This window comes from Corynebacterium glutamicum ATCC 13032 (assembly GCF_000011325.1).
GTDB lineage: Bacteria > Actinomycetota > Actinomycetes > Mycobacteriales > Mycobacteriaceae > Corynebacterium > Corynebacterium glutamicum.
Genome location: NC_003450.3, coordinates 3255688 through 3276608 on the forward strand (window position 1 = coordinate 3255688; position 20921 = coordinate 3276608).

General features: G+C 53.9%; 14 protein-coding genes. 7 read left to right on the forward strand and 7 right to left on the reverse strand.

Going from position 1 to position 20921, the window contains the following annotated elements:
- Window positions 1–54: 54 nt before the first annotated feature.
- The 4 genes from CGL_RS15195 to CGL_RS15210 form a co-directional block, all read right to left on the reverse strand.
- Window positions 55–612 (reverse strand): TetR/AcrR family transcriptional regulator, encoded by a 558-nt coding sequence (locus CGL_RS15195; protein ID WP_011015595.1) that lies wholly within the window; start codon window positions 610–612, stop codon window positions 55–57.
- Between the two features lie 169 nt (window positions 613–781).
- Window positions 782–1687, reverse strand: a complete 906-nt coding sequence (locus tag CGL_RS15200; protein WP_011015596.1) for a dioxygenase — start codon at window positions 1685–1687, stop codon at window positions 782–784.
- A gap of 26 nt (window positions 1688–1713) precedes the next feature.
- A complete protein-coding gene (locus CGL_RS15205) occupies window positions 1714–2805 on the reverse strand; it encodes a maleylacetate reductase (protein WP_011015597.1) in 1092 nt (363 codons plus the stop codon).
- A 66-nt stretch (window positions 2806–2871) separates the two neighbouring features.
- The gene (locus tag CGL_RS15210) at window positions 2872–4398 is read right to left on the reverse strand and encodes a sugar porter family MFS transporter (protein WP_011015598.1); all 1527 of its coding nucleotides are present in this window, start codon (window positions 4396–4398) and stop codon (window positions 2872–2874) included.
- 423 nt (window positions 4399–4821) lie between these two features.
- Between CGL_RS15210 and CGL_RS15215 the strand changes: the two genes are divergently transcribed.
- From CGL_RS15215 to CGL_RS15245, 7 genes are all read left to right on the forward strand, one after another.
- Window positions 4822–6306, forward strand: a complete 1485-nt coding sequence (locus CGL_RS15215) for an IclR family transcriptional regulator (protein ID WP_011266064.1) — start codon at window positions 4822–4824, stop codon at window positions 6304–6306.
- Window positions 6307–6458: 152 nt separating this feature from the next.
- Window positions 6459–7538, forward strand: a complete 1080-nt coding sequence (locus CGL_RS15220; protein ID WP_011015600.1) for a Gfo/Idh/MocA family protein — start codon at window positions 6459–6461, stop codon at window positions 7536–7538.
- 12 nt (window positions 7539–7550) lie between these two features.
- Complete coding sequence (locus CGL_RS15225) at window positions 7551–8432, forward strand: sugar phosphate isomerase/epimerase family protein (RefSeq protein ID WP_011015601.1); 882 nt, start codon at window positions 7551–7553, stop codon at window positions 8430–8432.
- 23 nt (window positions 8433–8455) lie between these two features.
- Window positions 8456–9463 carry an inositol 2-dehydrogenase gene (gene iolG / locus CGL_RS15230; protein WP_003855225.1) on the forward strand — a complete coding sequence of 336 codons (1008 nt, stop codon included), beginning with the start codon at window positions 8456–8458 and terminating at the stop codon, window positions 9461–9463.
- Window positions 9464–9497: 34 nt separating this feature from the next.
- A complete protein-coding gene (locus CGL_RS15235) occupies window positions 9498–10583 on the forward strand; it encodes a Gfo/Idh/MocA family protein (RefSeq protein ID WP_011015602.1) in 1086 nt (361 codons plus the stop codon).
- A 441-nt stretch (window positions 10584–11024) separates the two neighbouring features.
- Window positions 11025–15410, forward strand: a complete 4386-nt coding sequence (locus tag CGL_RS15240; protein ID WP_011266065.1) for a lamin tail domain-containing protein — start codon at window positions 11025–11027, stop codon at window positions 15408–15410.
- Between the two features lie 367 nt (window positions 15411–15777).
- Window positions 15778–16794 carry a hypothetical protein gene (locus CGL_RS15245; RefSeq protein ID WP_011015604.1) on the forward strand — a complete coding sequence of 339 codons (1017 nt, stop codon included), beginning with the start codon at window positions 15778–15780 and terminating at the stop codon, window positions 16792–16794.
- A gap of 79 nt (window positions 16795–16873) precedes the next feature.
- On the opposite strand, the gene CGL_RS15250 is transcribed toward CGL_RS15245, so the two are convergent.
- From CGL_RS15250 to CGL_RS15260, 3 genes are all read right to left on the reverse strand, one after another.
- Entirely contained in the window at window positions 16874–18388 is a 1515-nt protein-coding gene (locus CGL_RS15250) for an MFS transporter (protein ID WP_011015605.1), read from the reverse strand.
- A gap of 410 nt (window positions 18389–18798) precedes the next feature.
- The gene (locus CGL_RS15255) at window positions 18799–19545 is read right to left on the reverse strand and encodes a slipin family protein (protein ID WP_011266067.1); all 747 of its coding nucleotides are present in this window, start codon (window positions 19543–19545) and stop codon (window positions 18799–18801) included.
- Between the two features lie 367 nt (window positions 19546–19912).
- Complete coding sequence (locus tag CGL_RS15260) at window positions 19913–20884, reverse strand: GIY-YIG nuclease family protein (RefSeq protein ID WP_011015607.1); 972 nt, start codon at window positions 20882–20884, stop codon at window positions 19913–19915.
- Between the last annotated feature and the right edge of the window lie 37 nt (window positions 20885–20921).

Consider the following 20921-nt stretch of genomic DNA (forward strand, 5'->3'; position numbering starts at 1 on the left):
ACAAATGGCCCCCAATTTGAAATAATTCACAAATAGGGGATTGGGGCGCATTGCCTATTGGAAAACTGCCAACCATTGGCGAGCCACAGCCAACTTTAGCAATTCCTCATCAACATCTTGCCCTCGGACATAGAGGAAGTAAAAGTTTCTATCCATGCCCATCAAGCTAGCCAGGAACTGAACTCGACGCTCTTCATTCTCAACCAATTCGGGCACCGATTGGCTCAACCTCTGCATCATTGAAAGCCACTCATCGGCCACCGCAGCATCTTCGACCATCGCTTGTTCCATCGCCCCGAACACTTTGGCATTCGCTTTCCACACCTCCGTCATGGAGTCCAGCCATCTAAGAATGGACTCCAAAGTGTGTTCAGGGAGATCAAAAACTTTTAGGACAGGGGTGCGGACCGCGGGTTCAAGTTCCCGCATTTTAGCCATCATGAGATCGGGCTTGTTACGGAAATGAAGGTAAAGGTTTGCCCGGCTACCACCCGCTGCCTGAGCAATCTGATTCATGGAGGTGGAACCATAACCGTGCTCCAAGAAGAGTTCGTGGGCTACATCGATAAACCTTTGACGGGTCTCTGCGGCCTTGAGATCTTTCAGATTCATTGGTGTTGCTCTTCTTGTTGAGGGACGGGCTCTGATCAGTGTAGAACAACGCAATCGTTTTCGGTTCGCTTCGCCTGTGAATTGATGGAGATCGGTCTGGAATCCAAAGAATGCCAATGTTTCACGTGAAACATTGGCATTCTGGAGGGTTGCGTCGAAAAGCGAAATCCTACGCGCCCGGCGCGAGCACGATGTCGAAGCGCGTGCGCGCCCACGTCTGATCGCCGAGATCCCGACCATCTGGGGTAGGAGTGCCTGGCGCCTGCTCCTCAAACTTCTTGATCAACGAGTCCTTGACCCCGAAGACGGAATCGCCGATTTCTAGCTGCGGATCACCCTCAACGAAAATGTGAGTGACCAAGGTGCGCAATTCAGGAGCGGTCACCATGAAGTGAAGGTGGGCGCAGCGCACCGGCGAACGACCAACCGCCTTGAGCATGTTGCCCACGGGGCCATCGTGGGGGATTGGATAAGGAACCGGAGTCAGACCCCAGAAGCGGTAATCGCCATTGGCGTCGGTGTGCATATACGCGCGACCCGCCATGCGCTCATCGGCATATTGGACATCGTAGAGTCCATCTTCATCGCACTCCCACACCTCGATACGAGCATTCGGAACGGGATTGCCTTCAGTGTCGGTGACGGTTCCTTCAATCCACGCTGCCTGCCCCTGGGCGCCGCCGGCGATATCTCCACCCAGCTCAACCTCAGGAGCGTCATCGAGGAAGAATGGACCAAAGACTGTAGCTTCCGTTGAGTTTTCATACGCTTCGTTGTTCACCGCGATGGTCTGCATCGAGGCGCCCAAGGTATCGGAAAGCAACACAAACTCTTGGCGCTTGTCATCAGTAATGTGGCCAACCGCTGTGAGGAAATCAATGGCGTAATTCCACTCATCCTCGGTGAGGCGCACATCCCGGATGAAATCGTGCAGATGCACAACCAGCGATTCCATCAGCTGCTTGAGGCGCGGGTTTTCACACGCATCAAAAGATTGGAGGACACGGTTCACCAGATTTTCTTCAACAGCCTTTTGCTGCGCGCTGATGTTGTGGTCTGCGGTGGTGGTTGTCATGATTTTCTCCTTGAAAAATCGCCGGGTTAGTTACTGAGTACTGCGCTAAGAACTGCCGGATCCTCACCGTTGAGTGCTGCTTCGAGCAATCTGCTGAGGTTTTCCCGGGTCACTGGGCGAGGATTGTTGGCGGGAACTTTCTCCAACGTGACGTCCACTGCCTCAGCAATTCCTGAAGCCTCGAAGCCGTAGTCGGAAAGTCGTTTCGGTGCGTTGACTGACAAGCGGAGGCGTTGCAGGCCTTCTAGTGCGGTGTCAGTTCCAAAGGCTGCGGCTGCGCGGCGTTCAGCTTCTGGTGCGTCGCCTGCGTTGAATGCCAAAACATACGGCAGCACGGTTGCGTGGGTTTGGGCGTGGGGGAGGTTGAAGGTGCCTCCCAAGGTGTGGCAGATTTTGTGGTGTAGTCCGGAGCCTGCGGAGGCGAAGGATACTGCTGCGAGGTAGGCGCCGTAGAGGGCTTCGTCGCGTCCTTCGATGCTGTGCGGGTTCGCAACAATTTTCGGCAGTCCCTGGTTGAGTGCGCGGATTCCTTCGGCTGCAAGCACTGCGTTGATGGGATCGGCGTTGGGTCCCCACAAAGAATCAATGCAGTGCGCCAGGCCGTTGAGTCCGGATGCCACGGACATCTCCACTGGAAGCGACATGGTGAGTTCGGAATCGTAAATGACTGTTTCGGGGAGCACCTTCAGATCAACACCGGTTGTTTTGCGCGCTGCTTCCGTCAGACCCCACACGTTGGTTGCTTCCGATCCTGCGTAGGTGGTGGGGATCGCGACGATGGGCAGGGCAGTGGTCATGGCAATTGCTTTGGCCAAACCTATGGTGGATCCGCCGCCAACACACACCAGCAGATCAATCTCATTGTCGGTTGCCACTGCACGCGCACGTTCGGCTACTTCGATGGGCACGTGCATGACAACTTCGTCGTGCCAGATCGCCACCTCAATTTCTGAGGCCACCTTATGGGCGATCGACATTTCTCGTTCACCCGCAATGACCATGACCTTGGCTGAGCCGCGGCGTTCAACTTCCTGCTTTAAGAATGCACTGGACTTGCCATATCCAAACATGACTTTCTGTGGGAGGGTGTCGTGGTTGAATGCGAGTGAGTTGTTCACAGCGAGAATCACTTTCTAAAAGGTGTGGTGGTTTGTTAGGTGCTAGCCAAAGAGATCGGAGGGGGTTTAAGCCTTCTTGAAGATCTGGCCGGTGAATGCTGCGTGATCGAGTTCTTCAAGTGAGCGGCCACGGGTTTCAGGAACAAACTTGGTGACGAACGCCAGGGCAATGACTCCGACGACTGCGAAGATAAGGAAGGAGAAGGTGATACCCACGCCGGAGACCAGTGCTGGGAAGAACAACGCTAGGACGCCATTGATGCCCCAACCGCAGAATACCGAAATACCGGTGCCGATACCCTTCATTCGGACTGGGAAGATTTCCGCCAGCCACACCCACACTGCAACGTTGAGGAAAGTCTGCATGGAGAGCACGAACCCAACAACAAGGATCATGATGGCGAATGGTCGAATGGAGTTACCTTCTGGAAGGAGAGTGCCGGCAGCTGCGATCAAAAGGTGGAAGGTGGTGGTCAGTGACAGGCCGATGATGAAGGTGGTGCGGCGATCCAGGCGGTCCATGTTGCGCAGTGCGATCAGTCCACCGATGACGGCAACGGCACCGAAAGCAATGTTGGCAACCACAGCCATTTCTGCGCTCATGCCGGATTCCTCGAGGACGCGGGTTCCGTAGTACATGATGGCGTTGATGCCGGTGAGCTGCTGGGCAACTGCAACACCGATGCCGGCGATGAGCAGACGAACCAGCCATTTGTTGCTGAGGACTTCGCCGATGGACATGTGGGTGTGCTTGCTAGAAACCTGGCCTGAAGCCTGGCCCGAAGACTGCTTAACACCAGGAAGTGCCGCATTGTTTTCAGAGTGCACCGCGATGATTTCATCCATTTCGGCTTTCGCACGCTCAGGGGTACGGACGGTCTCCATGACGCGGCGGGCGTCGTCGTAACGCCCCTGGTTGACCAGCCAGCGTGGTGATTCCGGCATCCGCAGCATGCCGAGGAAGAGGGCGACGGCAGGGAGGGCACAGACGGCGAACATGATGCGCCAGATTCCATCAATAACTCCGTGTAGGGTGACGGCGATAAGCGCGTTGATCACGAAGGCAAGCAGCTGGCCGGTGACGATAGCAAGCTCGTTTCGGCCGGTCAGGGAGCCGCGGATTTCTAGTGGTGCGAGTTCAGCGAGGTACACCGGAACTACTGTGGAGGCGCCGCCAACCGCGAGACCCAACATGATGCGCCCGGTGACCAAGGTGGCAAATCCTGGTCCGTAGAACTGCCCCAGCTCACCGGCGGGGGAGAATACGACGAGGATTGATCCGAGGAAGAACAGCACGGACAAAGTGATAATTGCTTTTCGACGCCCGATTTCGTCCGAGATACGCCCAGCGAACAGCGCGCCAAAGGCTGCAGCGAAAACCAGTGAACTGATGACAACGCCGAGCTGCAGCACGTTGAGTCCGAGTTCTTGTGCCATGTGGCCTTCGGCGCCGTTGGCGACACCGGTGTCATAGCCGAAGAGAAGTCCGCCGAGACAGGCGACGAGGGAAATTTGTCCAAGTCGACGCGCTGGTCGGCCTGCTGTTGGTGCTGTAGTGGCCGATGTACTTGATGTGGCCTTGATGTCCGTCATGTTGTGTCCTTTTATCTTTGATGAAGTCACAATTGTTGCTATATGCAGCTCTTAACCGATCCAGAAAGCAGAGTTATGGAAAAGGGTTTGGAGCATTTAGCCCTGTGCACTTGTAAAGCTTGTTCAAACGACTTAAAACAACCGGGAAGGTGGCCGGCCTACGCTTTTAGGAGAAGGAGGGACGAAGGTGTGAGTCCCATTTCCTCGCTAGTTCAATGATTCTGGTTCTTTCATTGGGGTTGCCCCCGATTTCGAACTATCATCTACCGGACATCTTGTTCGTAAGATAAGCTTTTGTCAAGACTTTTTGTGTTGTGGGTTACTTTTTGTCGATATAGTTACCCAAGACAACCTGTTTAGCCGTCACAAAACACCCCATGCGGGGGCAAAATCAAAAACAACCTTTAGAAAAACGGATCAAATATGCAAACCATTCAGCTACTCACCAAAGCAGGACTTTTAGTAGACGCACTTTCGGCAGGGCCAAATACTCATTCTGAGCTGGCAAAACAGTTAAATGAGCCGAGGTCGTCGATCTATCGAATAACGTCTTCGTTAGAGGAAGTCGGGTACGTCAACATCACCAGCAGTGGCTTGTTAGGGCTTGGCGTAAACATCCTCCACCTGGGCGAAAGTGCCGTTGACGCCCTGCTTAACAGAACTTTATTGCGGGAAAAATTAGGCTGGCTCCGCGATCAGCTGGGCATGACCGCTTTCTTTTGCACCCTCCAAGATGACCGCATCATCAGTCTGGATTGGCAGGAGGGCGCAGATATTGATCTGATTTACCTCGCCCCTGGCCGCACGCTCCCGTCCCAAAAAGGTGCAGTCTCCCATGTGCTCCAGGGCAAAGACCTGCGCAAAGGGTGGAGTATTGATCACGGCGAGCTCACCGTTGGAGTGTCATCCTTAGCTGTCGCGGTGAAAAACGCTAACGGCGACGTCTTAGGTGCAGTGGCGGTAGCTGGGCTGAGTGCAAGCGTTGAGAGCAAAATCGACACCATCCGGGACACGTTGAAGGAAACTGCGTGCGCAATCGCAAACATGCCGCCAGCCAAAACGCAGGAATTCGATCCATCACGAATCAAGGAACCCAATTCACCTTCGGTAATCACCAAAGCGGCAACGCTCATGGATGTGCTCCGCACTGAAGGTCCCACCAACTCCGCTCGCCTAGCTGAGGTGCTGGGGGAGCCGATCAGTTCGGTGTACAGAATGCTCCACACCTTAACCGCGATCGGGTGGGTTGAGCAGGACGGAAAGCGCGGCTCCTATCGCGTTGGCCTAGCCATGCTCACACTTGCCGAATTGCAATTGCGCCATATGGATCTCCGCAAGATCGCCGCACTAACAATGCGGAAAATTCATGCACTCACTGGTGAAACCACATTTTTATGTGTTCGTCACGGCATTCGCGCGGTATGCATCGAGAGGGTCGATGGCGATCGTGTGAATAGTCGAGTTCTCCAGCTGGGAACCTCGCTGCCGCTCCATGTCGGTGCCGCACCTCGTGCGCTTCTCGCTTTTGAGGGACGCAGGGCCTGGGAAACATATGCCACAAACTTAGGATTCGAGGGCCATAACTGGTCTAAAGGACCGTCCAGAGGCGAGCTATTCCAACACTTGGACGAAGACCGCGATAAGGGTTTTTGCCTGGTAGACAATGAAATTACTCCCGGGATCGCCGCTGTAGGAGCACCGATTTACAACCATCGTGGTGAAGTCGTGGCAAGCCTGTCCATGAGTGGACTGCGGGACGGCATCCTCAGCGATACCACCGACTACTCGGCCGTGGAACTGATCCTGCAGGGGTCTGCGGAGATTTCCCAAGCGCTGGGAGCGACCATTGAGCACAACGGGGGCAACCAAAAACTACCCCAGGTAACCCCTCTGAGCATTGTGGTTTAAGCAATTCATTGACGTACAAAGTGATGCGTGTCATGATTGAGACACTTGTCCGGTAGGTGAGTCTTCGTGAGATACCCCCGGCCAGTCATACAGTTCAACCAAGCTCCACCACCCAGATAAAAACCTGCGGGTTGCGTTTTAGGAGAATTCCCATGAGTGATCAAAAAATTGTTGTTGGCCTGCTAGGCATCACCCACCCGCATGCGTCGGCGCGGGTGCGTGCCCTCCGTGAAATTGATGGGGTAGAGGTCGTCGCCGCCGCGGATACTGATTCCCGCCTCCAGTACTTCACCGACAAATATGATGTTGAACCCCGCGAGATCGATGACGTCTTGAACGACGATCGCATCAACGCCATCATGGTTCACTCCAAGAGCAAGGACATGGTCCCTCACGCCAAGCGCGCGCTCGCGGCCGGAAAATCCGTCGTCGTGGAGAAGCCCGGCGGGGGAACAGTGGCGGATCTTGAGGAGCTCCTGGCCCTCAAAGAAGCTGCCGATCCTCAGCGAATCGTGCAGGTCGGGTACAACGTCCGCCTGTCTGAATCGGTTCAGAGATTAAAAGAGCTTCTCGACGCCGGCCTCATCGGCGAAGTCGTCAGCGTGCAAGCACGCGGCGCCGCAAAAGTAGGTGAGCATATCACCGAGCACCTCAACCAACCCGCAGACATGGGCGGTGTGTTGTGGATTCTTGGCTGCCACATGCTCGATGCATTGGTGGAAGTCTTCGGAGCTCCAGAATCCGTGAACGCCCGAGTGCATAAGACCGCAAAACTCTCTGACGACACCAGCCGCGAAGACTCAGCCTCCGCACTGCTGTACTACCCAGATTTCTCCGTCAGCTTCAGCTTCGACGGCCACGATGATCTGGAATGGTTCGAAAGCTCCCGACTCACGGTCTATGGAACCAAGGGCATGATCGAAGCCGGAATCCTCCCTCAGACACTGCGCGTATACCTCAATGAGTCACGCCAGGGCTGGCCACAGGGTTGGACCGAGTGGACCCAGAGCTACTTCACCCCACCGTTTGCTCGCACAGAATCCAACAAATTCTCAGAGCTTCCAGAGCTAGAAAACATCAGCAACTTCCGCACAGAAATGCAGGGGTGGGTGAATTCCATTCGCACTGGATCCCGCAATGTGGCGCCAGTTGAGGATGCTCTCACAGTCGCTCGCATTGTCAGTGCATGCTACGAATCCGACAACAACCAGGGCATTTCCGTAAACATCTAAGAGGAGCACTCCATGAAACCACAACTTATTGCATCTTGCTGGACCAGCGCGGGAGACGCCGCACCCGATCGTGACGATCTCAGCAGCCCAGTAGCAATCGATGAGCGCATCGCTCTAGTCGCTGAAACCGGTTGGGCAGGCATTGGGCTTGTTCACGCCGATCTCATCAAAGCACGCGACACCATTGGCTACGAGGAATTGCGCCGACGCATCCACGCTGCAGGAATTGAAATCATTGAGGTGGAGTTCCTCAATGGTTGGTGGGCGACTGGTGCGGAACGCCAAGAGTCCGATGCCGTTCGTGCGGATCTGTTTGCTGCGGCGCAAGCTCTTGGTTCCCCACACATTAAGGTCGGAGCAGGAGAGGGCACCAATGGTGTGGTTCCCATTGCTCACATGGCCAGTGCGTTTACTGATCTCGCTGCGGAAGCTGAAGCTCATGGCGTCAAGCTCGCGTTGGAAGCAACTCCGTTTTCTCACCTGAAGACCATCTACGACGCGCTGGAAGTTGTCAGCCATTCCGATAGCCCATCGGCTGGACTCATGGTTGATATCTGGCACACCGCGAAAATCGGAATCCCCAACGATGAACTGTGGCGCAACATTCCACTGTCCAAGGTCAACGCAGTGGAGGTTGATGATGGTTTCATTGACACCCCAATTGATCTTTTCGATGACTCCACCAACCGTCGCGCGTACTGCGGTGAAGGCGAATTTGATCCCGCAAGCTTCATCCGTGGCGCCATCGACGCCGGTTGGACGGGCGCATATGGTGTGGAAATTATTTCCGCAGAGCACCGAAGCCTCCCGGTGAAAGAAGGGCTGCAACGTGCTTTCGACACCACCATCGCAGCGTTTGAACAAGCTGCTCGTCTCGCCCCCTCCACTAACTGATCTTTGAAAGGCTGAAAAAACTCATGACTCTTCGTATCGCCCTTTTCGGCGCTGGCCGCATCGGTCACGTCCACGCTGCCAACATTGCTGCAAACCCTGATCTTGAACTCGTTGTTATCGCCGATCCTTTCATTGAAGGCGCACAGCGTTTGGCAGAAGCCAATGGGGCAGAAGCGGTTGCATCACCAGATGAGGTGTTCGCCCGCGATGATATCGATGGCATCGTGATCGGTTCACCAACCAGCACCCACGTTGATCTGATCACCCGCGCCGTGGAACGTGGCATTCCTGCACTGTGCGAAAAACCCATTGATTTAGACATTGAAATGGTGCGTGCCTGCAAAGAGAAGATCGGCGACGGCGCTTCCAAGGTGATGCTGGGGTTTAACCGACGCTTCGATCCTTCTTTCGCTGCCATCAATGCGCGAGTGGCAAACCAGGAGATCGGCAACCTGGAGCAGTTGGTGATCATCAGCCGCGATCCAGCGCCCGCACCGAAGGACTACATCGCAGGTTCCGGTGGAATCTTCCGCGATATGACCATCCACGATCTGGATATGGCGCGTTTCTTTGTGCCCAATATCGTGGAAGTGACTGCAACCGGCGCCAATGTTTTCAGCCAGGAAATCGCGGAGTTCAATGACTACGACCAGGTTATCGTCACGCTTCGTGGCTCAAAGGGCGAGTTGATCAACATCGTGAACTCCCGCCACTGCTCCTACGGCTACGACCAGCGACTTGAGGCTTTCGGCTCTAAGGGCATGCTCGCCGCCGACAACATCAGGCCCACCACGGTGCGCAAGCACAATGCGGAAAGCACCGAGCAGGCAGATCCGATTTTCAACTTCTTCCTCGAGCGCTACGACGCCGCTTACAAGGCAGAGCTCGCAACTTTTGCTCAAGGAATCCGCGACGGCCAAGGCTTCTCACCAAACTTCGAGGACGGCGTCATCGCCCTTGAACTAGCGAATGCATGCCTTGAATCAGCTCAAACCGGCCGCACCGTCACCCTCAACCCTGCCAACGTTTAGTCAACGTCTAGTTAATGCCTAAGGAGAAAACCTCATGAAAAACATCACCATCGGAATGGTCGGCGTCGGCCGCATTGGCCGCATGCACGTCGCCAACATGCTTGCCGTTGCTGAAACTTTGAAGGAACGCGACCTCAACATTGAGATCGTGCTCGCAGACGCAATGCCCGGTTTTGCGGAGCAGGTGGGCGCGGACATGGGCGTGAAGGCGGCGGCAAGCGTCGATAAGCTTATTGAGGACGGGGTGGATGCCCTTTTCATTGCCACCAGCACCGCTGGCCACGTCGATGTTTTGCGCAAGGGCATCGCGGCAAAGCTGCCGATGTTCTGCGAGAAGCCGATCGCGTCGGATGTGCCTGAGTCGCTGAACATCATCCGCGAAATTGATGCGGCTGGCGCGACGGTTCAGGTCGGCCACCAGCGCCGTTTTGACCTCGGTTACCAGGAAGCTAAACGACGCCTAGATGCAGGCGACCTCGGCTGGCTTCATTCGCTCAAGGCCGTATCGAGCGATGCGTTTCCGCCACCGGTGTCCTACTGCGCTACCTCTGGTGGACTTTTCCGCGATGTGTCGCTGCACGATTTCGACATCATTCGCTGGCTGACCGGCCAGGATATTGTCGAGGTGTACGCCAAGGGCAGCAACAACGGCGACCCAGAAATCGGCGCAGTCGGTGACATCGATACCGGAGCGGCCCTACTCACGCTTGCCGACGGCACCCTCGCCACCGCCATCGCCACTCGTTACAACGGTGCAGGCCACGACGTTCGCCTCGATGTTATGGGCTCTAAAGATTCCACGATCGTTGGCCTGGATGAAAAGTCTGCGTTCGCTTCTGCGGAGGAGGGCATCGATTTCCCAACCGGCGAATCGCACCCAACGTTTGCCGAGCGCTTCGCCGACGCATACAAGAATGAGTGCATTGCGTTCGTGGAGTTGATCCTGGGAGAGCGGGAAAACCCTTGTACCCCTGCAGACGCTGTGGCTGCGGCGATTGTTGCCGATGCAGCTCAGCTGTCGCTGGTCACTGGCGAGCCAGTGAAGATTCCTACTGTACGGGAAATTCTTGAAGGTTCTGCGCAGCCAGTTGAGGTGCGTGCGCTGGTTCCATCTGCTTAAAACCTTACTGCTTATCTAAAAGCCGTCCCGCAGCAGTGGGTCGGCTTTTACGCTCCCACCAAATCCCTAAAGTTGCAGTTGAGACTTTGTGCCGCGGTGAACAAAAGACACCCCCTCTAGATGGGAGCCTAACGGCCAAACGGACACACTTGCAGGTTCCAAGCCCATTTAAGCAATGTGAACGCCTTAAAACGGCACAGAAGCTACTCTCGCTAAAGTAAACACCTAATTCACCTTGATCCCACCGAAAAGCAATGACAGATTCTCCTATAGTTCACATGAATTTAATTAGAAACTTTTAATGTATCTCCCAGGTGTTGGACACTCATTGACTTGCTATTTCTCAACCTCATCCTGCCTAACCAAAAGGATGGGGTTTTAGCTTTTGCCATTTTGCGTCCACATAAAACTTTCAACTCTTCATTGGATCTAGGAAAAATTATGAACATCTCAAAGCTCGGACTGAGGATCGCGGTCACAGCAACGGCGACCACAACGGCGCTTGCCCTCGGTGGCACGCACATGGCAGTTGGTCAAGAAACTGATCTGCTCAACGCTATGGAAACACTCGCTGGGGTTCCCTCAGACTTGGTGGTCACTGAAATCCTCCCCGATACCACCAGCTATGACAATTTTGAATTCTTTGAAGTTCACAACACCGGCAGTGCACCCGTGACCATTGGGGAAGGGGAGTACACCTTCGCCTATTCCTTTGACGATTCCGCCGATACGTCCCGCGACAAGGCACTGGATCTTGGCGGGGAAGTCACGGTAGATGCAGGCGAAACCATTGTGGTGTGGATTGAGTACTCCAGTTCAACTGTTGATACCGCTGCGTTTAGTGAGCAAGACTTCCGTGATTTCTACGGCATGGATTCCTCAGCCCGCATCTTCCGAGCAACTGGCCAGGCGGGTCTCGCTAACGGTGGTGATCGTGGCATCCGAGTTCTGTACAATGGTGAAGTTTCTGGTTGGTCCCACTACCCATCAGATAGCGCAGCGGTTCAAAAGGGAATTGACTTCGCGCTGCCAAAAGTAGGGGAGCAGGCCAGCATTGCAGTGCGCACCAAAACTGATCCAACTCCAGGATCAATTACTTCTGATCAGTTGATTCCTGGCGGATTGGACACTCCAGAAGAGCCTGAAGCCCCTGAAGACTCTCTTTTTGAAGGGCGCACTCCCCCTAGGGATGCAGCACCGCTGATCCTCACTGAACTAATGGTCAACTCCACCAACATGGGCAGTTCTGATGGTTTTGAGTATGTGGAAATCACCAACACTACTGCCGAACCCATCGATTTTTCCGATTACACCTTGAACTACCTGTACCCGCAGGATGAGTTCACCAACACCAACGAAGCCGTCTGGGCTGCGGAACCTGGTGATGTCATTATTCAGCCTGGAAAATCTCTCGTGTTTTGGATCAAAAATGGCCCCAATGATGAGGCAACCGCAGCAGATTTCAATGCAGAATATGGCACCAACCTGGAGGCTGGAAAAGACCTTGTTGAAATCTCCTCAGGTGGGATGGCCAATGGTACTGCCAGAGGAATGCAGATTCAGACCAACACTGGCCACATAGTCAACCGTGGTTTCTACAACATGGCTGGCGCTTCTGATGTGAAAGCCAACGAGGGTCTTCATTTCGCAGTGGATGAGTCTGATCTTCTGAAGCAAACGCTTGTCGGCAGCGGTGCGCCAACCCCGGGCACTGTGTACACTTCGCAGATTCCTAATCCACTGTCTGCCGTTATCGCTGATTCTTCTGTACCACTCATCACAGATAATACCGCAACCAGTATCAACCCTGCGGAGCCGTTTACCTTCGCCTTCAATATCACCGATGATGTCCAGGTGCGCACGGCAACACTGCATGTTACTTCCAGTGCTGGCGAAGCCGCGACAACCATCAACCTCACCGAGGATGACGGCTCTTTCAATTGGGCTCTGCCTGCAGCGGATCTCACCGGAAAATCCTGGTTCGAATACACCGTAACCGCCACCGACGGATTCAACAGCGTTACCACCGAGCCGGTACGCGTCACCGTCGACGGCGCCAACACCGACCCGCTGCGCCTCAACCTGGAAGAAAACCAATGGGTCAGTGGCACCACCGATGTTATCGGTGCTTCAGATGTCTTCGGCGACAAGCTTGAATTGCTTATCGACGACGCGCCTGCAGTCACCAACTCCAGCCTGTCTGCGGCCCCGACGTTTGCGATGGAAGTAACCCAAACTGATGTGTTCTTCCGCAACGGCATCCTTGCCGGTGGGGAAGAACTCCGCATTTTCGATCAAGGAACTTACGCCAACACCGAAACCATCTCCACACCAGTCCCGCTGTATCACATCAATGAGGACGGTACCCTCACAGTCAGTGTGTATGCGGGAACTAAAGCAGCACCAGAAATTGACCTCAACGAGAACAATGACGATTTCCAGATCAGAAACCTTCGACTAATTCTGCCTGATGGCCGGACCCTCACCCCTGCCGGAATTTCCGATTCTAATGCGTGGCTCAACATGGGAGACAGCGCTGGAAAACTCGATTTCTTCGATGCCACCTTCGCCCTCCCTGAGGATGCTTTCACCGGTGTGGCACACGCATGGGATACCACCCAAAGCACAGATGGAGAACACCACATCACCATTTCCCGCGAAGACGGCGGGGAAATCAGCCGCACCATCCGGGTTGATAATACTGCCCCAGAACTCACCGTTTCTGGAGTTGAAGAAGGACAAGAACTGCGCGGCACCGTAGAAATTGATGCCCAGGCAACCGATGCGGGTGCGGGCGTGAAGAGCGTCGAGACGCTTCTCGACGGCGAACGCGTGCAACTTCCACTAACCACCGGTTCCATCGCTTTGGATAAAGGTGAACACACCTTGGTTATCCGTGCAGAAGATGAAGTAGGAAACCGCACCGAGAAAACCATCACGTTTAGCACTCCGGATGAAAACCCCATCAGTGGTGACTACGCTCCAAGCAATGGGGCCACCGTGGGCGTCGGTGACGTTAAGTTATCTGCACGAGCAAGTGATCCAAGTGGCGATACTGTCAAGATGACGTTCCTGGAAGCCGATTCACCAAAATTAGATAGTGGTCGCGTCCGAATGTCATCAGGAACGGTAGAAGATGCCGGAAGTGTCTCGCGCGCCGAGGCGAAAATGTTGGAGAGGGGAGACGTCGAGAAGCTATCCAGCCTGGATGGGCTGGGCATGGAAGTTACCTCCGACGCCGCACTGCCGTACCAGCTTTTTGAAGTCGATGCGGCGGATGCACTCGCGGCCGACACTGAAGTGCGCCTGAATTGGGCGGGATCCGCCGATGGTCGCGCGCAGGTGATCATGTATGTTTTCGATGGCGAGGCGTGGGTTGAGGTGGATCGTCACTTGACCGGCGATGAGCTGGAAGAGTTTACGCTGCAGGGCGTCGTCAATGCGGAAAAATTTGCAATCGGCGGCACTGTCACCGTATTGATTCAGCACTCCGAAGGCTTCGCCGGTGCGGATCATTCAACTAGAAATTCCGACGTGACCGCAGCGCACCCGGATGATGTGGCTCGCTCTGAGTACGATTTCACCCTCGCGTGGGAATCTGACACCCAGTACTACAACGAGGAATTCCACGAGCACCAAACCAACATCCATGACTACGTGCTCGCCGAACGGGAGAACAAGAATATTCAGTTCATGTTCCACACTGGCGATGTTGTCGACGACTGGGATCAGCCCGCGCAGTGGGCCACAGCCAACCCCGAATACCAGCGCCTCGACGACGCCGGCCTGCCATATTCTGTCCTTGCCGGAAACCACGATGTTGGCCACACCAGCAATGACTACACCGAATTCAGCCGACACTTCGGCGAACAGCGCTACGTAGACAACCCGTGGTACGGCGAATCCTACCAAGACAACCGAGGGCACTACGATCTATTTTCTGCCGGCGGAATTGACTTCATTAACGTAGCGATGGGCTGGGGTCCAGACGACGAAGAAATCGCGTGGATGAACGAGGTCCTGGCCAAGCATCCCGAGCGTGTGGCGATCCTCAACCTCCACGAATTCATGCTCACCACCGGCGGACTTGGCCCGATCCCGCAGCGCATTCTCGACGAGGTCGCAGCCACCAACCCAAATGTCAGCATGATCATGTCCGGCCACTACCACGACGCATTCCAACGCACCGACTCCTTTGACGACGATGGTGATGGAGTAGATGACCGCACCGTCACCTCTATGCTTTTCGATTACCAAGGCCTACCGGAGGGCGGACAGGGGTACCTCCGACTTCTCCACTTTGATAACCAAGGCCAAAAGATGATGGTGCGCACCTATTCACCATCCCTGAAGGATTACAACTCTGATGAACCCTCACTGTTGGGGCCTGCAGAAGACCCCAACATGTATCAAGAATTCGAAGTGTCCTACGAGCAGCTCGGCATCAAACCAGAGGGCCGCACCCTGATCGGCGATTCCTTCAGCGCCGATTTCTTGACCTCCAATGAAATTGGAATAGTTGATGAGGTTCCTTCTGGAACGATCGCTTCCACGAACTGGAAGGACGTAACCGAAGGTCGCCACAGTTGGTATGTTCGCTCCGAGGATCCTTTCGGCGGCGTCGAGATTTCACCCGTGCAGTCCTTCATTGCCGGGGAAGAGGCTGGCGGGAACGCGCCCGGCACTGGAAGCTCCAATGGCGGTTCATCCCACGGATTATGGGGTGCGCTTGCGGGATTCTTTGCCGGAGCGGCAGCCCTGGCTGGAGCTGCGATCGCATTTGTCCCCGGAATTTGGGACTATGTGACCAACGCATTCAAGCGATAATTATGGATAGGTAAACGCTCTACACGGTTTAAGTGTGGAGCGTTTTTCAATGTTTCACGTGAAACATTGCAACAAAAATGGCGCTTTTCGACGCCCCCGCCGCCTCTTCACCGCTGTTAAGTGGCGGGCATTATGGTTGTCGGGGCGAGATGAACCCTCAATGTTTCACGTGAAACATTGAGGGTTTTACACCCAATTAAGAAAAAATGAATTAAACCAAAACTTCTTAATCGCAGGGGTTAAGGTAAGTTCAGCTAATCAATGAAACTTCCCCTTTCAGCCCGTTGAAGAACCAATGAGCCCTGCCCGCACCCAGCCCCGAGCGGCTTTCCTAAGGAAGCTCCGACCCATCACATGTAGCCTTTCCTTGGTTCTCGTAGGGTGCAGCAACACGGCAGAGTCCACGACCACCGATACGGCAGGCTCCACTGAAACTTCATCACAGATTTCACCCACCACTCCAGTCAGCACCACCGAAGCAGCGCCGCCTGAAGATCCAAGCGCAAACGCTTTGGAAGAGTATGCTCAGATCCTTGCCAATCCAAGCATCTACCCCTTAACCGAAATTTCACAATTCGTCCCCACAGGCACATATGCCTACACACTTGTTGAAGCAACTTCCGATTCCATCCCAGAACTACTACTCCGCGCCGATAGTCACGAATTCGCGCCAATTTTGGTTTTCACCTATGACGAAAACACACAATCCGCAACCCAAGCTGGAGGAGTCCTAATTGACGGTGTCGCCAGCGCCGGCGGTTCACGAGTCAAGGTCAGAGCTTCAAATTCAGGAGCAGGAATCTACCAATTGAATTGGTACTCGATACAACCAGTTGGCGAAAGCTCTTTGTACGGAATCCAAGGAAACTCCCTGACACAAATCGCAGACCCCGAGGATTTCATGGTCCGTGAACTATTACCTGACCACCACGAAATTACCTGGGTTGATTCCAACGACCCCTCCGGCCTATCAACCGTTCAGACTGGTGGAGCCAACATTCAACAAGCAGCCCCAACTCCCGTTCAACAGCCTGCGTCAAACCTGCACTACTTCTCTGGTGTAGTAACGATGCAGACCGCCGGCGAACTCATGCGAGGTGAACGAACTCCCAATGGTGAGCCTGCCACTGATCTCTATCTCGTACTGGTCCTTGATTCCCCAATTGAAATCACAGCACGAAACGCAGCTACAGACCCTCAGACTCGTACCATTTCCGAAGTCAGCCTCGGCCGATACATCCCCGCTGATGGTGACAATGATTGGATAGGCTACCTCGACACCCACGTGGAAATCACTGCAACAACGGATCAGGTCTGGTTCCCAACCGACACCGGTCTACCTCTTGGAATGCTTCGTCTAGCGGACTACAAAAGCATCTCATAAACCGACGCAGCACTCGTCGATAAGCACTTTTCGACTCCCCCGGCCACCAAAAAAGCCCGCCTTGCAGCGGGCTTTACGGTTATGCGTTTTGCTTTTCAGCACCTACGTTTTCCTCATCAGGAAACGGCATATGGGAAAGATCAATATTTGGATCCTCGTCCTGGTTCTTCACGATCTCCACGGCCTCAGACTTGGTTTCCACGGTTGGGAATGAGCCAAGCAGTGGCTTCTGTGAAGACTCGGTCATGAACAGCAGCGCCACACCTGCGATTGCAGAGAAGAACATGATGTAGAGCGCTGGAACGATATCCAGGCCAGTCTTCTGCAGCAGGAACTGGGTGATCAGCGGGGTTGTACCACCGAACAACGACACGGAAATGTTGTAGGAAATACCCATTCCAGAGAATCGTGACGCGGTTGGGAACAGCGCTGGCAGGGCAGATGCGGACAGTGCCACATACAAACCGGTTGGAATAGCAACCATGGACAGTGCAATCAGTACGGCGCCGATGGTTCCGGTGTTCATGATCAAGAAGGCAGGAACCATCAAGATCAGCGTTGCCGCAACAGCAGTCGCGTAGACAGGCTTGCGGCCCACGCGGTCACTCCACATACCAACAAATGGCAGCAGCAGGGACATAACAACCAGAATCGGCACGGTCACAGCGGCAGCGGATGCGGAGTGCAGACCGATCTGCTCCTCTAGATACACAGGCATGTAACTGGTTAGCGCGTAACCGGCGGTGTTGGTCGCTGCCACAATCGCAATACCAATCAGCAGTGGACGCCAGTGGTGGCGGATAACACCAGCCAGGCCCAGGCGTGCATAAGGATCTTCAGTGTCCTTTTCAACAACTGCATTTGGCTCGTCTTGGTTGTTCTCAAACGCAGGGGTCTCAGGGATACGAGTACGCAGGTACACCGCAATGATGCCCAGCGGGATCGCAGTCAGGAAAGGAATACGCCAACCGAAATCCTCCATGGCAGTTGCGCCATAGAAGTGAGTGGTCACCCAGGTAGTAATCGCCACGACCGAAGCACCCGCGGCAAAGCCCAGGTAGGAACCCATATCTAGGAAAGCTCCGAAGAAACCTCGTCGACGATCCGGCGCAAACTCAGCAACATAGGTGGTCGCACCAGCATATTCACCACCAGTCGAAAATCCCTGCACCATCTTCAACAGGTACAAAAGCACCAAAGCCCAAGCGCCTATCGACGCCGCCGTCGGCAGCAAGCCAATCAGCGCCGTAGACACGGCCATCATGGCCATGGTTACGTACAAAACCTTCTGGCGGCCAACCTTATCGCCAAGCGGACCCAGAACCAGGCCACCAAGCGGGCGAACTAAATAAGACACCGCGAAACCAAACATCACGGCCAACAACTGCCATTCTTGCGGCAGGCCTTGGGTAAATACTGCGGTCATCGTGACCGTCAAATAACCATAAATTCCGAAGTCGTACCACTCCATGAAGTTACCCACCACAGTGCCTTTAATGGCCGGACGGATCTTCTTTGGGGGAACAACGTTGACGTCATCGACTGTTAGTCTTGGTTCGTTCTTGATTTTCTTTTTTGAGCGAATCGGGCTCACGAGTAAAACCTCTCGTCATATCTTATGAGTGCATAACGGAATGTTTGTTTGTAGATGATCATCATCCAACGCACCCCTGGGCGGTGTTAACTTCTTCCTGTAAGACTCCTTAAAGCTTTGCCTATAAAAGGGAAGTGAAAACACCACCTCTCTTTTCAACATGAATCGACCTTAGTAAGGTTCGGGGTGAAAAGTCAGATCGTTTTCAAGTCTGGGAGCTGGAAGAATGCAAAAAGACCCCACACTCATGCAGGTGAGCGGGGGTGGGTTACAAATTGGTCACATTTCCAGATCTGTCTGAAAAATCAATAAATTCAGGCTCTTCACGGCCTGTGTGGGGAAGTTTTCTTATATTTTTCTTGGGAAAGTTACTGTTTTCGGTGCCGTGGAGGGCACCGAAATGGGCAACTTTATGCCTTTGAGTCACCCTCCCGAACCTCAATTGTGGATCCCGGTGGGAGCGCTTCAATCATCCGAATTTTGGCAAGAATCGGATTTTGCTCCAACACTTTCGCGCTGGCAAGTCGAGCACGGGTAGTTTTCACTTCATTTCGTGCACGTTCCAGATCAGTTTCGGCTTGAATTTTCGCAACGATCGATTCCTGCAACGCTCCCGAGTACTCCTGGGGAAGATTCAGATCCTTCAGCAAGATTGACGAGACTTCCACGCCCACATTCTTCGCAGCAGCTTGAGCAGCCACCAAAACAGGCTCTAGATCAATGCGCACCCCGATGAAATCCTCCAAAGGCATAGCGATAACCATTTCCCGCAATGCGATCTGAGCTGCCAAATAAATCTCTTCATCCGGGTTCTGTGAATCCGCGACGAACTTCACCGGATCAATCGTGGCAGCGGTGAGCGCCATGGTGATGGTTACGGCCATCGCATCCGCTGTAGGAATTGATTGGGGATGGACCTGAATCAGTCGCCTGCGCAAATCTACCTGTCGGAACTGATCCCCAGGGCGAGAAAACTCACGACCTTGCATGCGCGAGATCTCACCGGCACGCTGGCGCAACACGGCATGTCCAACCCGAGCAACCGGCGAGCGCAGGGCAGAAGTGCGCCACAGACCCTGACTGGGATCATTGATGAGCTGGCCAGCCTGGTGCATGCTCCACCCAAAATCCTGCGACCGCGACCTGAAAATACCCATACAATCACCTCAAACGTTTAGCGATTATCGCCGCTCCGGAACCACCAACAGCGGGGCAGCGGTGCGTCCCCCAAAACTTATAGTTTTAGGATCGGGCCGGGCCACAGGCTATGAGCAGCAAAAATCCGTAGCGACGATAACCTATTCAATGAGTAGTAGGACTTGAACCCACTTAGATCCTGAAATCTGTGCCAATGCCATCGCATCAGTTCAATCGGGAACACCCCGGAAATCCGGAAGTGCCCAGCAACCACAATGCGAAGCACCCGCCAGAATAGCGCAGCCCCTATCCAAAGGATAGGGGCTTAATCAATTTGTTGTGATTAACCAACCAAAAAGGCGCTTTTCGACGCCGCGGTGCTGGAATTTAAGTGCGAGCTCTCCATTGAAGTGAAGCCGCCAATAGATCCGCAGCCAGCAGATTATTGTGAAACCTCCGGAAAATTGTTCCACCATGCCGCATGAGCTTGACGTTTAGCTCATAGGCTAGATCCAGCATGAGGTCCAGATGTGGAAATTCCAAGTCCCCAAAAATGATGGCCTCTAAACCTTCCAAGGTGAAATACCATGCGGTCACTTCAGAAGCTTTATATCGATTATGGTGTTCCACTTGCCAAAATCCATCCGGGTGGGATAGCTCATCTGCCGATATTGAAGAGCGGGCAGTATTGATGAAAATTTCAACATTCGGTGCCTGCTTATCCCGATCATCAAATGCAACAAACGTTTCCAGCATCCCAGCGCTAAGCGCTAATAAGCGTTGATGGTTCTTAGACTTATTAGTAGTGGGCATTGCTGAACAAACCCATAAATGACGTTGGGTATTAAAGGGATCTGGATAAGTTTGATAGAGGTACCACCCAACAACATCTCGAAGTGGGCGATAATTTGGCTGTTGTGCAAGCTGAACAAATTTGGCGGACTCTGTACTAACTACATAGCTACCTGGTGGAATTCTTTTCTCACGATCCCAGGACAATGGGGAAGAGACTCCATTTTCACTATCAAAAACAAAGTCTTCCTCCCCACGAGGTTTGCCCGCATCCCTGATATTTCGAACTGAGGTAGATTCCTCAGTCATGGAAATCAAGGTCTTTTCCAAAGGATTCAAGTCTTCATTGGCAAAGGGAAAGAATTCCAGGGAAATAATGTCATCCCATCGTCGACGATGTCCCGTAAAGCGGTTCACCACATTCACCGACTGCCCAACATAGGCTTCACCTGTAGCAAAGCTCAGCCGATAGAGCCCTCTAAAATGTGGCTCATCACGAAGTACAAAAGCGATCGATTCCAAATCCCGGACATCGAATCTTTTCCCTGTGAAAAACTGCTTTTCCATAGTTACATACTGCGCTACACCTGCTTAAAAGGTCCGA